12 protein-coding genes are annotated in these 16160 nt (G+C 36.2%); all 12 read left to right on the top strand.

All coding sequences use genetic code 11. From position 1 onward, the window contains the following. Nucleotides 1-98 precede the first annotated feature (98 nt). The 12 genes from VPHSUH08_RS00720 (at nucleotide 99) to hemW (ending at nucleotide 16141) form a co-directional block, all read left to right on the top strand. Nucleotides 99-926 carry a PHP domain-containing protein gene (locus VPHSUH08_RS00720; protein ID WP_004695708.1) on the top strand — a complete coding sequence of 276 codons (828 nt, stop codon included), beginning with the start codon at nucleotides 99-101 and terminating at the stop codon, nucleotides 924-926. A gap of 15 nt (nucleotides 927-941) precedes the next feature. Beyond that, complete coding sequence (locus VPHSUH08_RS00715; RefSeq protein ID WP_004695710.1) at nucleotides 942-1817, top strand: Asp23/Gls24 family envelope stress response protein; 876 nt, start codon at nucleotides 942-944, stop codon at nucleotides 1815-1817. Between the two features lie 8 nt (nucleotides 1818-1825). After that, nucleotides 1826-3139, top strand: a complete 1314-nt coding sequence (miaB, locus tag VPHSUH08_RS00710) for a tRNA (N6-isopentenyl adenosine(37)-C2)-methylthiotransferase MiaB (protein ID WP_004697437.1) — start codon at nucleotides 1826-1828, stop codon at nucleotides 3137-3139. Nucleotides 3140-3367: 228 nt separating this feature from the next. Next, nucleotides 3368-4168, top strand: coding sequence for a class I SAM-dependent methyltransferase (locus tag VPHSUH08_RS00705; protein WP_008600861.1), 801 nt, complete (start codon nucleotides 3368-3370; stop codon nucleotides 4166-4168). A gap of 26 nt (nucleotides 4169-4194) precedes the next feature. Beyond that, nucleotides 4195-6828, top strand: coding sequence for a DNA mismatch repair protein MutS (mutS, locus tag VPHSUH08_RS00700; RefSeq protein ID WP_105086517.1), 2634 nt, complete (start codon nucleotides 4195-4197; stop codon nucleotides 6826-6828). Beyond that, nucleotides 6828-8879: a DNA mismatch repair endonuclease MutL gene (gene mutL / locus VPHSUH08_RS00695; protein WP_077708390.1), complete on the top strand. Its 2052-nt coding sequence runs from the start codon at nucleotides 6828-6830 to the stop codon at nucleotides 8877-8879. The genes mutS and mutL overlap by 1 nt, the downstream gene beginning before the upstream one ends. 1 nt (nucleotide 8880) lies before the next feature. Further along, nucleotides 8881-9693, top strand: a complete 813-nt coding sequence (locus tag VPHSUH08_RS00690) for a class I SAM-dependent methyltransferase (protein WP_008600865.1) — start codon at nucleotides 8881-8883, stop codon at nucleotides 9691-9693. Then, on the top strand, nucleotides 9690-10619 hold the full coding sequence (gene miaA, locus VPHSUH08_RS00685; protein ID WP_004697251.1) for a tRNA (adenosine(37)-N6)-dimethylallyltransferase MiaA: 930 nt from the start codon (nucleotides 9690-9692) through the stop codon (nucleotides 10617-10619). The genes VPHSUH08_RS00690 and miaA overlap by 4 nt, the downstream gene beginning before the upstream one ends. Further along, complete coding sequence (locus tag VPHSUH08_RS00680) at nucleotides 10616-11854, top strand: methionine gamma-lyase family protein (RefSeq protein WP_004695726.1); 1239 nt, start codon at nucleotides 10616-10618, stop codon at nucleotides 11852-11854. Before miaA ends, VPHSUH08_RS00680 begins: the two co-directional genes overlap by 4 nt. A gap of 198 nt (nucleotides 11855-12052) precedes the next feature. Further along, nucleotides 12053-13114 carry a tRNA 2-thiouridine(34) synthase MnmA gene (gene mnmA / locus VPHSUH08_RS00675; RefSeq protein ID WP_039964943.1) on the top strand — a complete coding sequence of 354 codons (1062 nt, stop codon included), beginning with the start codon at nucleotides 12053-12055 and terminating at the stop codon, nucleotides 13112-13114. A gap of 38 nt (nucleotides 13115-13152) precedes the next feature. Beyond that, nucleotides 13153-14952 carry a translation elongation factor 4 gene (gene lepA / locus VPHSUH08_RS00670; protein WP_024061692.1) on the top strand — a complete coding sequence of 600 codons (1800 nt, stop codon included), beginning with the start codon at nucleotides 13153-13155 and terminating at the stop codon, nucleotides 14950-14952. A 4-nt stretch (nucleotides 14953-14956) separates the two neighbouring features. Further along, nucleotides 14957-16141: a radical SAM family heme chaperone HemW gene (gene hemW / locus VPHSUH08_RS00665; RefSeq protein ID WP_105086516.1), complete on the top strand. Its 1185-nt coding sequence runs from the start codon at nucleotides 14957-14959 to the stop codon at nucleotides 16139-16141. Nucleotides 16142-16160 lie beyond the last annotated feature (19 nt).

Below are 16160 nucleotides of genomic sequence, written 5' to 3'. Positions count from 1 at the left end.
GAATGTTCATTAGGGTCGCAATTTTTCTTTCTAAACTTGAATTAATAGATTAAATAAGTCATAATTAAATGATAGAATATTTGGAATGGAGGTGCTATATGCTTGTAGATTTTCATATGCATTCCATCTTTTCAGATGGTGTTGAAACACCTAAAGATCTATTGCAACATGCCATAGACTGTAATGTATCTATGATGGCTTTAACCGATCATGATGAAATAGACGGCATTCAAGCATTGCGTGCTGCTCAAAAGAAGTTAGATCCTAATGAATCTATTAAAATCGTAAATGGCTGTGAATTTAGTGCTGATTATAAAGATAAGTCAATTCATATTTTAGGATATTGTTTTGATGAAAATAATAAAGATTTAATCGATTTTATTACGTTTTTTAAAGGAAAACGTGAAGAACGTATCGATGAAATTATCCGTCGTTGTAACAATGAAGGATATTATATTACAAAAGAAGAGCTCATTAAACAATTTCCTGATACTAAAGCTTATGGTCGCCCACATATTGGTAAACTTTTAATTGATGGTGGTTATGCCAAGGATATTAATGATGTATTTAAAGGTATTCTTCGAAAAGATAGTCCTTGCTATGTTCCTAAGGTAAAAGTAGAGGTTCCTTATATTATTGATATTATACATAAAGCTGGAGGACTTGCTGTTATGGCTCATCCTAAATTGGTTACTAGTGATGAATATGTGTTGGAAATGTTAAATTATGATTTTGATGGTATGGAGGTATATCACTCAAAGCATAATGATGATGATGTGGAGCGATATAAAGAATTCGCTAAAAAGCATAAGCTATTTATTACTGGTGGTTCTGATTACCATGGTATTGTAGGCAAGAAACCTGATAGATTTGGTGATTACTTAGTATCTGGTAAGGATGTATCAGAATTTATTAGTTTGTTATAAATGACGAGGTAGGCTATGGAAGTCGTTGCTTTTGTAGGTAGTAGTGGCACAGGTAAAAGTCATCGTGCCCTCGTAGTTGCTCATGAAAATAAAATTGAATGTATCATCGATGATGGTATTTTGATTCATGATAATAAAATTGTAGCTGGCTTTTCTGCAAAAAAAGAGTCTAGTCGTTTAAAAGCTGTTCGTCGTGCTATTTTTCAAGACGAAGTACAAGTTAAATCCGTACGAGAACAATTAGATAAGATTAAACCTAATAAGCTTATGATTATCGGCACTTCTGATAATATGGTTAAGAAGATTACTAAAGCTTTAGGCTTACAAGAACCTGATCGATATATTCGTATAGAAGATGTTGCAACACCTAAGGAAATTGAAAAGGCACAACATGCACGTCTTAAAGAGGGTAAACATATAATTCCTGTGCCGACTATGGAATTAAAGCCACACTTTAGGGGGTATTTGATTGATCCAATCAAAACCATGTGGCGCCGCAGGACTTTGAAAAAACAAGATCAAGATACCTTAGGTCAAATTGGTTCTGAAGGATTTGAACGTTCTGTTGTACGGCCTGCTTTTAGCTACTATGGTCGACTCACTTTTGACGATGAAGTAATTATTAAATTGATTAGAAATGGGTTAAAAAAAGTAGCTGGTGTCGATGAGACCAGTATAATTTCTTTTAAAAAAAGCGACAAAGGTCAAAACGGTCTTGTTGTTGATATGGCTGTAGTTATTGAACATGGATATCCTGTTAAACCGTTGATGCAACAGGTACAAAAATCTGTTCGCAATGAAATTGAATATATTACCGGCATGTCTATTGAACGCATGTCCATTAAAGTTAAGAATATTATTGAAACAAAACGTAAGATTGTTAAAGTGTAGGAGTTAGAATGAAGTCTTATTATATTTACACCTATGGTTGTCAAATGAATACCGCCGACTCTGAGCGATTATCGCATCAGCTGGAATCTGTTGGGTATATACCAACAGAGAATGTTGAAACTGCAGATTTAATTCTGCTAAATACTTGTGCAGTGCGTGAAAATGCAGAAACTAAAGTTTATGGGCGTATAGGTGAGCTAAAAAGACTAAAACGTAATAATAAAAACTTGATTATCGCCGTCACAGGATGTATGGCTCAAAAAAATCAAGCAGAAATGTTTAAACGAGCTCCTCATATTGATATTGTATTGGGTACTCATAATATTCAACATATTAACGAGATGATTGAAGAAGTACAACATGGACATACGCATCAAATCAGCGTAGATATGGATAACTCTGTATTGCCTGAATTAGAGGCAAAACCAAATGGCTCTTTTTATGCATGGGTACCTATTATGAATGGCTGTAATAAATTTTGCACCTATTGTATTGTTCCCCATGTACGTGGTAGAGAGATTAGCCGTCCTGTAGAGGCCATTGTTAAAGAGGTTACAGACCTAGGGGTTAAAGGATTTAAAGAGATCACTTTATTGGGGCAAAATGTAAACTCTTATGGCCTAGATTTTAAAGATGGTACAGATTTTGGTACATTAATTGATGCTCTTGATGGTATTCCTGGTATAGAACGTATTCGCTATATGACAAGTCATCCTCAAGATATGAGTAAGTCTATGATTGATGCTCTTGGTAGGTCATCCAATATTGTGACGCATTTACATTTACCTATTCAATCTGGTTCCAATCGTATTTTAAAGAAAATGAATCGTCATTACACGGTAGAGCATTATAAAGAATTACTTTCTTATTGCCGTGAAAAAATAAAAGATGTGGTGGTGACTACGGATATTATTGTAGGTTTCCCAGGAGAAACTGAGGAAGATTTTCAAGCTACATTACAATTATTAAAAGATGTGCGCTATGACATGGCGTATACGTTTATCTACTCTAAGCGATCTGGAACGCCAGCAGCAACTATGGATGATCAAATTCCAGAAGAGATTAAGCGCGTTCGCTTACAAACATTGATGGATGTACAAAATGAAATCTCTTATGAATTAAATAAACCTATGGAAGGACAAGTATTTGATATTATTGTAGAGGGACCAAGTCCTCGTGATGAAGACATGTGGTTCGGTCGTACATCTGGTAATAAAATGGTTTTATTCCCTAAGGATGACTCCCTATCAATTGGTCAAACTGTACCAGCTCATATCGATAAAGCTCAAACATGGGTTTGTTATGGTAGTATTGTAAAATAAACTATTAGAATCAAAAAGAACTCGTCACTATTATGTTAACTCTAAGGTTAGAATTTTTATCTAAAATTAGTTTGCTAAACATGTGGTGGCGATGTTCTTTTTTACCATAGATGCTGATTAGAAATCATATGTGTTATAATAATAAAATAATATAAAAGTTGTATATTGAAGACATTCATAGGTATGAACACCATTTACATTTTGTATTTTTACAAAGAAGGTGTAACTATGAAACTTGATTTAAACGCTGTAGGCGAAACGGCATTATTGACACTATATGCAAGAGCGAAAGATTATGAGTCAGATCAATCTGTATTAAAGGATCAGAAATCCTGGGATATTTTAAAGCATATTGATTATGATTTTGATCAATTTAAAGATGTTAAGATGTCTTATTATGGAATTTTAGGACGAGCAAAAGTAATCGATGAAGAGATACGAAACTTTATATCTCTATATCCAGATTGTATCGTCGTATCATTAGGTGCCGGTTTAGATACTATGTTTTATCGAGTCGACAACGGTTATATTGATTGGTATAATATCGATTTTGCCGGAGTGATTGAAGCACGTACACAATTTTTTGAGCCTCATGAACGAGTACATAACGTAGTGAGCTCTATAACTGATGAATTGTGGACTAAAAATATTGAGATAAATGGCCGAAAACTATTGCTTGTTAGTGAAGGGGTAGTTATGTATCTTACACTGGATGAAATGAAGCAATTCTTAGGCTTACTGACTGATTCTTTTGAAGAATTTACCTTATATCTTGATATGATTTCTCCTTACGTGGCAAAACGTAGTAAACAACATGATATGCTCAGTAAAATGGATGTTACTTTTCAATGGGGAACTAAGGATGGTCATGAAATTGTAGTTATGAATCCTAAGCTTAAACAGACTGGATTGATTAATTTTACAGGAAGTATGTTGTCCTTAGCACCTATTGTTTATAAATTATTATACCCGTTTATATATTTGTTTAATAATCGTATGGGAATATACGAATATAAGCGGAATCTGTGATATGACTCATAATATATGAGGTGAATATGAGTAAAAAGCAAACACCTATGATGGAGCAGTATTTAGATATTAAATCTAGATACTCTGAAGAATTATTGTTCTTTCGATTAGGTGATTTTTATGAATTATTTAATGAGGATGCTTTAGTCGCATCACGTGAACTTAATATTACCTTAACAGGTCGTCCTACAGGAGATGAGGAACGCACACCGATGTGTGGCGTTCCTTTTCATGCGGCTGAAAGCTACATAGAAACGCTTGTAAAAAAAGGATATAAAGTTGCTATCTGTGAACAACTAGAAGATCCTAAAGCAGTTAAAGGCATTGTTAAGCGCGATGTCATTAAAGTTGTTACTCCTGGTACAGTGATGACAGAAAATGGTAACGATGCACGGTCAAATAACTTTTTATCATTATTTTATATGGTAAAAGATACGTGGATTCTTGTGTTTTCTGATGTATCTACAGGGGAAGTTATTTGGCACCGCATTACTGATTGTGAAAAACGCAGTGATATGTACGATGCACTCAGCATGTATAGACCAAGTGAAATCATATTGCCTGAAGGAACGATATTACCGCAAGATATTCAGGATTTTATTGAAAATCAATTTAGTAATGTCGTATTTTCTCCTTTTTCTACATACTATACACAACGTGAAGTAGCTGAAAAAGCTGTAACTCATTTCGGTGATTTAGGCCTTATGGAAGAGGATGTATGGGAAGCATTAGGTTATATGCTTTTATATTTAGAGGATATCATTAAATCTGAAATTTCTCATATCAACTATGTACATCAATTAAGTGTAGGTAATCGCCTTATTCTTGATACATCTTCTTTGCGGCACCTTGAAATTACTCATAATTTACGCGATGGTGGACAAAAAGGTACTTTACTGGATGTACTAGATCGTACGTTGACACCAATGGGGGCACGCCTTTTAAAACAATGGCTTGAAAGTCCATTAACTGATATAAATCAAATACAACGTCGTCAAGCAGCCGTTTCAGAACTTATTACACGCGGTGCTGAACGTTCTCATATTCGTAACTTTTTAGATTGTATTTACGATTTTGAACGCATCGTTGGTCGTGTTGAAACCGGATCTGTGTCTCCCAGAGATTTAACGGCTCTTCGTGAGTCATTAGCAGTTCTACCTGATATTAAGAATGTATTAGGTACATGTTCAAGTCTAGCTTTAACATCTATTAATGAGCGCATGCAAGATCATAAAGATATTTATGACTTATTATGTCGAGCTATTGCAGAGCAACCAGCGTTGACATTAAAAGACGGTCGTGTTATTAAAGATGGATTTAATGCTGATTTAGATGAGCTACGTTCTTTAGCGACTAATAGCGAGCAATGGCTTGCTAAGATGGAAGCGGATATTAAAGAAGCTACAGGGCTTTCAAAAATTAAGACTGGTTACAATAAAGTGTTTGGTTACTATTTCGAGGTATCCCATAGTAAATCAGAACAAGTACCAGACTATTTCATACGAAAACAAACCCTGGCCAATGCTGAACGCTATATTACGCCTGAGTTAAAAGAGTTTGAAATTAAAATTCTCAGCGCAAAAGATAAAATCATCGCTTTAGAGCACGAACTATATCAACAATTGCGTAATGATATTAAACTCGTTATCAAAGATGTGCAAGAAACGGCTCGTGCTCTTGCAGACCTTGATGTATTATGCTCATTAGCATTAGTTGGATACGAAGAAAACTATATTTGTCCAACTATTGTGATGAATGGTCAAATCAATATTCGTGATGGTCGTCATCCTGTTATTGAAAAGTTCTTAAAACGTGAGGTATTCGTACCAAATGATATCGTTTTAAATCATGATGAAGAAGAATTTTTACTCATTACAGGCCCTAATATGGCAGGTAAATCTACTTACATGCGTCAAGCGGCTATCTTAATGATTATGGCACAGATTGGTTCCTTTATCCCTGCTCGTGAAGCGTCTATCTCACCTGTGGATCGTATTTTTACACGTGTCGGTGCTAGCGACGATATTTCTACTGGTCAAAGCACGTTCATGGTAGAAATGAAAGAGGTAGCGTATATTTTAGAAAATGCTACTCATAATAGTTTAATTATTCTCGATGAAATTGGTCGGGGTACGAGTACCTTTGATGGTTTGAGTATCGCACAAGCCGTAGTGGAACATATTTGTAAGCACATTCATAGCAAGACTTTATTTGCAACGCACTACCATGAATTGATTTGCTTAGAAGAAAGCTATAGTAAATTAAAAAATTATACCGTTGCAGTTAAAGAAAAAGGGAAAGATGTTGCTTTCTTGCGTCGTATCATTAAAGGTGGTGCAGATCGCAGTTATGGTATCCATGTTGCCAGACTGGCGGGCCTACCTAACTCTGTATTAAAACGAGCTGAAGTGATTTTAGAATCCTTGGAAGATCAAAGTCATGATGCAAGTGACTTAAATAATCGAGTTATGGGTGCTCAACTTACTAATGTGGCAAAACCAGCGGTTAAGCAAGTTAGTGATTCTCCACTAGGCAATTTATTTACCCATTCCGTAGTAGATAGCTTACTGGAAGTCAATGTAATGAGCATGACTCCAATTGAAGCATTAAATAAATTATATGAACTACAAGATGAGGCTCGTAAAGGAGGCGGGAAATAATGGCAACCATTCACGTATTGGATGAAACGACAATCAATAAGATAGCTGCCGGTGAAGTCGTTGAACGTCCCGCATCAGTTATTAAAGAGCTCATTGAAAACTCTATTGATGCGTCTGCCACTAATATTGAGGTTGAAATTGGTGAAGGCGGTGTGGCCTATATGCGGATTACTGATAATGGTATCGGTATGACGGAGGAAGATGCTCGCTTGGCGATTCTACGTCATGCAACCTCTAAAATTCAACAAGTAGAGGACCTCTTTGATATTGCGTCCCTAGGCTTCCGTGGGGAGGCTTTGGCTAGTATTGCCTCTGTATCTCATTTCTCTTTGACTACTCGTAAAGCAGACTCTGATTTGGGGACTCGTATTACTGTTGATGGCGGCACTTTTACCGATTGCATTCCTTATGGTGCGGCACCTGGTACAACTATCGAAATTAAAGATTTATTTTATAATACGCCGGCTCGTCGTAAATTCTTAAAAACGGAGCGTACAGAAGCCTCTAAAATTCAAGATATTGTAGGGAAATTAGCTCTAAGTAATCCACATATTTCTTTTAAGCTTATCATAGATGATCGGGTAGCTATTATCACACCAGGAAATGGCGATATTAGTGATACTGTAGCTGCGCTATATGGATATAAAACCAAAGATGATATTTTTACTGTTGCTTATGAAAGTGATTCTATCTATATCGATGGCGTAGTGAGTAAGCCCACACTTCTTAAAAGTACAAGGATATGGCAGACCATTATCGTCAATAATCGCGTGATTTCTGATAAAACCATAATGAAGGCTATCGATAATGCATACCATGCACTATTGCCGAAAAATGGTCATCCTTTAGTGGTACTAAATATTACTGTGCCTGCGAGAATGGTTGATATAAACGTACATCCTCGCAAGAGTGAAGTTAAATTCTCAGATGATAAGATTATATTTAAAGCCGTATATCACGGTATCTTAAATGCTTTAAATAATCCACTCCATGAGAGATACGAACGAGAGTCATCATCTTATATGACTGGTACAGTTGCTAACATATCCGATAAATATGGTAATGATATTGCTAGTAATAGTAATAGTAATAGTGATATTAAGAATTTTAGTTCTAATAGTACATTCTTAGCTGGTAATACTACTTATGATTCTTATCAAGCACCTACTGTTGTACACGATTCGATGCAGTCAGCTGAACATATAGCAACAGCTATAGATTATGATAAGGTTTTTGGTGGACGCCGTACAAAAGGCTATGAAGTCATGCGCGGTGAAACTTCGCAGTTTGTGGAAAATCTTAAAACAAAGGGGTATACACCACCTGCACCTAAAGCTACTTATGAACAATCCTCTTTTGTAGATGAAAGTTTTGAAGCTGTTCCTACTGCATACACTAGTTATACTTCGGAAGATGTAGAGAAGTTTAAATCCTTGTCTCACGATATTCGTAACGAAGAGATAGAAGAACGTACAATTCAAAACTCGGGCTTTTTACCAATGGGTCAAGTTGCATCTTGTTATATATTAGCTAAAAAAGGTGATGATCTATATATCATAGATCAACATGCTGCACATGAGCGTGTGCGTTATGATAAGTTGTGTAAGTCTTCTGAATCGATTCCTATGCAATCTATTTTGGTTCCTCAGTATAGTGAGGCCACAAATGATGAAATGAATTTGGTAGAGGAAGAACGAGAAACATTACTTGATCTTGGCTTTGATGTAGAGTTAGGTGGTCCTACTAAGATAAAATTAGTAGGGGCTCCAGTAGATTTAGTAGAGTCAAAAGCATTTGAAATTCTCCAATATATATTCTCTTACTTACATGATCATCAACAGCCTACTAAGGCCCAATTACGACATGAAATGCTAGCTTATGCATCTTGTAGAGGGGCCATCAAGGCAGGTCATAATTTAAATATGTATCAAATGACTACCTTAATTGAGGACTTATTTAGTACCGAAAAACCATATGTATGTCCTCATGGTCGTCCTACGATTATCAAATTTACACCTGATGAATTAGGTAAATTATTCTTACGGTCTTAATATGAATATATTAACTACAGCTCAAAAATCTAATGAGGCCATTCAAGAGGAAGCCAAAGCTTTGGCTTCCTCTATGCATATGGCCTATATAAAAAGAGGAAAATTATCTATACCAGCATTATTTAATGCTTATCCATGTGATTTTATTGTTGTTCTTTCTGGTAATGGCTTAACTATTCATTTTCCTGATAATCAGCAACATAGCTTTCATTTATCCATGGCTCAATTACGTATACTACGTTTGCAACGTGGAGAAGGAGATCATTTAATTAATGCTGTTCAGACAATACTAAATACTAATAAAATAACTGATAAAGAAGAATTTTCGTTTCTTGATTGTACAATTGGTCTTGGTAGTGACAGTATCGTTGTGAGCTATGCTTTTCCTCAGGCTAAAATAAAAGGTCTAGAAGGTTCTTTACCTATATGGCTTGCCACATCTTATGGTTTAGCTCATTATTCGCATAATGTGAAAAGTGTGACGGACGCATTACGTCGTATTGAGGTAAGTTATGATATCTTTGAAAACTATGTACCTAATCTACCAGATGAAAGTATAGATATTATTTATTTTGATCCCATGTTTGAGGTCCCTGTAGAGGATAGTCCTCAATTTAAACCACTTCGTGGACATACTGTGGAAAGTCATATTGATGATAAAATTATGGAGGAAGCTATGCGTGTTGCCTCTTATGGTGTTATCATTAAAGAACGACCATTTAGTTCTGTCTTTCAGAAATATCCACCTCACCAATGGGTAGGAGGAAAATATAGCCGCATAGGCTATGGTGTATATATGAAGGAGCTATTGTGAATCCCTTAATTACCATCGTTGGACCTACTGCGGTAGGCAAAACAGATCTTACCTTGGACTTAGCAGAACAGCTACATGCTGAGGTTATTTCTGGTGATGCTTACCAGGTTTATAAACAACTTAATATTGGTACCGCTAAACCATCGGTGGATGAACTTAATCGGGTGAAACATCATCTCATCGATATACTGGAACCAAATGATTCATATTCGGTATCTATTTTTCAAGATCAAGCTAAAGAAATAATTGCAAGATTAAAAGATAGAAATATCCCTCCTATTCTGTCTGGTGGTACAGGACTGTATGTCCAATCATTATTGGAAAACTACAACTTTAATGATGTTAAACCTGACGAATATTTGCGAGCAGAACTCGATGAGCTCTATAGTACAAAAGGTATTGAAGGCTTACGAGAATATGCTTTCACATTAGGTAAAGAGCATAATATAGAGATACAATATAGCGACAAACATCGTTTGTATCGAGCTATTGAGATATTGCATCATGGTGATGTAGATTCGTTGCGAAATCAGACAAAAGATGGTGTATCCTATAAAGGTCCTGTTATCGGTCTCATGAGAGATCGTGATAAATTATATGAACGCATCAATTTACGCGTTGATATGATGTTTGATGCAGGTTTGATTGAAGAGGTGGAACAACTCATAAAATCTGGAGTGAATCCAGATTGCCAAGCTTTTAAAGGTATTGGCTATAAAGAGGTTGTAGACTATATAAATGACAATATAACATTAGATGAGTGTCGTGACTTAATTAAGAAGAATACACGTCACTTTGCTAAGCGCCAAATTACATGGTATAAACGTATGCCATATATAGAATGGATACATATTGATAGCAATACATCTAAAGATTTTATATTTAATAAAGCTATGGATTTAATCCGTAGAGAAGGATTAGCATGACATTAGAAGAAATACGCAGTAAAGCCCTAGAAATGGCTGAACCAGAATTTAAGAAATTTGAACCTATTGCATTGGCCAATACAAAAAAAGTATTAGAAGCCTTTAAGGAATGCCAAGTATCTGATTATCATTTCACTGGTACTACTGGTTATGGATATAACGACGTAGGGCGTGAAAAATTAGATGAAGTATTTGCCTATGTATTTAAAGGTGAAAAGGCTATCGTTCGTCCTCATTTTGTTTCTGGTACACATGCGTTAGCTACTACATTAATTTCTTTGATGGGAAATGGCTCTAAAGGGACAGAGTTTATCTATGCCGTAGGGGCTCCTTATGATACGATGCAATCCGTTATCGGTGCCGCTCGTGAAGTACGTGGTTCTTTAGTAGAAAAAGGTTTTACCTATACTGAGGTACCATTGAAAGATAATACTTATGATGTTGAAGCTATTGCTAACGCTGTTAACGATAATACGCGGGTAGTAGTGATTCAACGGTCTCGAGGCTATAGCACACGTGAACCTTTATCTATTGCAGATATTAAGGTTATTGTAGATGCTGTAAAAACTAAAAATTCTAAAACGATTTGTTTCGTAGATAATTGTTACGGTGAATTTACAGAGCTGCAAGAACCATTAGAAGCTGGTGCTGATATTATGGCTGGCTCTCTCATTAAAAATGCAGGTGGCGGTTTAGCACCAACTGGTGGTTACATTGTTGGTAGAGAAAACCTTGTAGAGGATGCAGCATATCAATTGACAGCTCCTGGACTTGGTGATCATATGGGTTCATATGCTCCTGGTTATCGCTTGTTCTTCCAAGGTTTATTTATGGCACCTCACGTAGTATTACAAGCTCTTAAAGGTGCTGTATATACGGCTGCTGTAGGTGAGTTACTAGGCTATGATGTATTCCCTAAGGTAAATGCTGATCGCTATGACTTGATTCAAGCCATTAATCTGAAAAATGGGGAAGAAATGGAGCATTTCTGTGTAGGTATGCAAGCCTATTCTCCTGTAGATGCTCACGTACATCCTATTCCTGGGGATATGCCTGGGTACGAAGATAAAATCATCATGGCTGGTGGTACCTTTGTACAAGGTTCCTCTATTGAACTCAGTGCCGATGGTCCTATACGTCCACCATATACAATTTTCATGCAGGGTGGCCTAGTATTTGAACATTCCATGCTTGGTATTTTAGGAGCTGCTGAAGAACTATTAAAACATAGATAATGTTTAGAATCTCTTTCTTTTGTGAAAGGGATTCTTTTTATTTCAAATCTTTTCAATATACCTATTTCTAGGCTATAATATAAGTTGCTATAATTTTATAGCAATACTACTCGGACTTTTACACCGAACTAGTGTTTTACACGTCAGGCTTTCACCCTGATTAGTTTTATGATCAAGAGATCATTAAAAGGAGAAAGTATGGAAAAAGTTATCGCTGTAGCTATGAGTGGCGGCGTAGACAGTTCTTTAACTGCTGCAATGCTATTAAAACAAGGCTATAAAGTATTTGGTATTACCCTATGGTTATGGGTGAGTGGTACGCCCTATGATGAGGTGCCTCTTGCCGTAACTGATGCTAAGAAGATGTGTGATTTTCTTGGTATCGAGCATCATGTTATCGATGCTCGTGATGTATTCTACGAAAACGTAGTAGATTACTTTGTAAAAGAATATGCCTATGGTCGTACGCCAAATCCTTGTGTATTTTGTAACAAGAACATCAAGTTTGACTTGATGCTCAATCGTGCTCTTGAATTAGGTGCCACACATATGGTAACTGGTCATTATGCACAAGTAAATTATAATGAAAAAACAGGTCTATATGAGTTACATAAAGGTGTTGATCCTACAAAAGACCAAAGTTATGTTATGTACAATATGAACCAACGTATTTTGAGTCATCTTATGTTCCCATTAGGTGGTCAATGTAAGACTGAAACACGTAAATTAGCTGCTGAATATGATTTGCCAGTCGCTAAAAAACCAGATAGTGTAGATATTTGTTTCTTGCCTCATGGGAATTATCAAAAGCTTGTGGTAGAAGAAATGAAGGGTAAGCCAGAGTCTGGTAATATCGTTACCGAAGATGGTGAGGTATTAGGTAAGCACAACGGCTTATTTAATTATACGATTGGTCAACGTAAAGGCCTTGGTATTGCTTATAAACACCCTTTATATGTTATTGGATTTAATGGGGATCGTAATGAGGTCATCGTGGGTCCTAACGAACATCTCTTTACAAATCGCATGATTTGTAAGTTCTATAACTTCTTAGATGATACAATTCATAAGGAATTGAAGGCAGAAGGAAAAATTCGCTATGCAGCTAATCCTTCTCCTTGCACAGCACGTATCCTCGATGACGATACAATGGAGGTTATTTTTGAAGAACCACAACGGGCTATTACCCCAGGTCAGTCTGTAGCCTTTTATAATGGCACTCAATTATTGGGAGGTGCTGTTATCGATCACGTATGTTAGAAAGGAGAATGCAAGTTCTTTGAACTTGTTTACATGGTATGTCAACGAAAAAGATTCGAAACTTCTGTATTATAGCTCATATCGACCATGGTAAATCAACCATTGCTGATAGATTAATTGAATATACTGGTACATTACAAAAACGTGAAATGGAGGCTCAAGTTTTGGACTCCATGGACCTTGAACGTGAACGCGGCATTACTATTAAAGCGCAATCTGTTCGTATTTTGTATAAAGCTCAAGATGGTGAAGAATATATTTTGAATCTCATCGATACTCCGGGCCACGTCGATTTCAGCTATGAAGTATCTCGTTCTCTTGCAGCCTGTGAAGGGGCATTACTTGTTGTTGATGCTGCTCAAGGTGTGGAAGCGCAAACATTGGCAAATGTGTATCTCGCTTTAGAACATGATCTTGAAATCATTCCTGTTATTAACAAGATTGATTTGCCGTCAGCAGATCCTGATCGCGTTAAACAAGAAATTGAAGATATTATTGGTTTAGACGCATCTGATGCTGTATTATGCTCTGCCAAATCAGGTATCGGTATCCCTGATATTTTAGAAGCTATTGTAAATAAAGTTCCTGCACCACCAGATAAATCTGATGAGCCAACAAGAGCCTTGATTTTTGATAGCCGTTTTGATGCGTACAAAGGTGCTATTGCTTATGTCCGCGTAAAAGAAGGGTCAATAAAAGCAAAAGATACAATTCGCATGATGCATGATAAAAAGGACTTTGATGTTACAGAACTCGGTATTTTTACTCCCAATCTTGTACCTGTGCAAGAATTACCATGTGGCTCAGTAGGTTGTATTGCAGCTAGCATCAAAAATGTAAAAGATTGCCATGTAGGCGATACTGTAACATTAGCTAATAATCCTGCAACTGAGCCATTACCTGGTTATCGTAAGGCTGTATCTATGGTGTACTGTGGCCTTTACCCAACAGAATCTAAAGATTATGAAAACCTTCGGGATGCATTAGAAAAGTTACAGCTTAATGATGCTGCTTTAGAATATGAAGCAGAAACATCATTGGCATTGGGCTTTGGTTTCCGTTGTGGGTTTCTCGGTCTTTTGCATATGGACGTAATTCAAGAACGTTTAGAACGTGAATATAATTTGACGCTTATTACGACGGCTCCATCTGTAAATTACAAAGTGTACAAAACAAATGGGGAAATGCTCGAAGTCGATAATCCTGCTAAATTACCACCTCCAACGGAAATTGACTATATCGAAGAGCCTTATGTAAAGGCTACTACAATCGTACCTAAAGATTTTGTTGGTACTATTATGGAGTTATCCCAAGATAAACGTGGTGAATATCAATCTATGGAATATTTGGATGAAACACGCGTATCTGTTGTTTATCATTTGCCATTGAGTGAAATCATTTATGATTACTTTGATAAATTAAAATCCGCTACAAAGGGTTATGCATCTCTTGACTACGAATTGATTGGATATAAACAATCTCCAATGGTTAAGATGGATATTCTCTTAAATGGTGATCCTGTGGATGCATTGTCCATTATTGTACACAAAGACCGTGCAGCTACACGTGGTCGTGCATTAGCTGAGAAATTGAAAGAATTGATTCCTCGTCAAATGTTTGAAATTCCTATTCAAGCGGCGGTAGGTACAAAAATTGTGGCTCGTGAAACTGTAAAAGCTTGGCGTAAGGATGTTTTGGCAAAATGTTACGGTGGTGATATTTCTCGTAAGCGTAAATTACTTGAAAAACAAAAAGCCGGTAAGAAACGCATGAAGTCCGTCGGTTCCGTAGAGATTCCACAAGAAGCATTCATGGCGATTCTCAAGGTTGAGGACTAATAAAATGAAAACAGATTCTGATATTCTGAATCTGTCTACACTGAGGGATATGGGGCTGTATGTCCATATCCCTTTTTGTAAACAGAAATGTATGTACTGTGATTTTTCTGCTTACCAAAATTTACAAGATTATTACGAAACCTATGTATATGCTTTAGTACAAGAAACCGATTTATGGGTCTCTGAACATCCAGAGTCTACATCTAAAGCTATTGATACAATTTATTTTGGTGGAGGTACGCCTACAGAATTATCGATTCAACAACTACAGATGATTCTTGATAAAATCAAAAATACTTTTACAATTACTGACGATTGTCATATGACTATTGAATCGAATCCTGGGGAAGTAAATTTACATTATTTAACGAAATTAGTTAAGCTTGGTTTTAATCGTATTAGCTTTGGTGTTCAAACATTTGACGATAAGGCACTTACCATGCTTCATCGCAGTCACAACGGGAAACAAGCAAAACAAGCCGTTTATGATGCTAAAGAGGCGGGCTTTGCTGATATTAATATTGATTTGATTTATGGTCTGCCACGACAAACATTAGAGGATATTCAACATAATTTAGATATTGTAAAAGACTTACCGATTAATCATATTTCAACGTATGGACTTCAAGTTGAGGTAGGAACGTATCTATATCATTTAGTACAAAAGAACCTTATTTCTATTCCTAGTGAAACCATTGATGAAGTTATGTATGACATGATGATGGACGGATTAAAAGAACTAGGCTTTGAACGATATGAGATTTCAAATTTCGCTAAGGCTAATTCCTATAGCCGTCATAATTTAAAATATTGGCACTATGTAGATTATTTAGGCTTTGGTGCTGGTGCTCATTCCTTCTATGACGGAGTTCGCCGTAGTAATAATCGTAATGTAATGCCCTATATACAATCTGTTGACAGATATATTATGCCTACTATCGATACGGAGACGATTACTTTAGAACGAGCTCAAGAGGATTTTTGCTTTTTAGCTCTTCGCACTAAATGGGGCCTTGATGAGCAAAAATTCGGAGATAAATTTGGCGTATCTGTTCATGATCTATTTGGTACTGCTTTAGAGAATTTAGTTAGTAAAGGTTTATTAAAGTATCAAAATGGAAGTTATCATTTAACCGCTGAAGGTGCCAAGCATGGGAACTATGTATTTAGTCAATTTATTCGTGAGTAATTTCTCACAGTTTCTCAAA

The sequence above is a fragment of the Veillonella sp. S13054-11 genome, assembly GCF_002959795.1.
GTDB lineage: Bacteria > Bacillota > Negativicutes > Veillonellales > Veillonellaceae > Veillonella > Veillonella parvula_E.
This window is presented reverse-complemented; position numbering and strand designations above follow the sequence as displayed.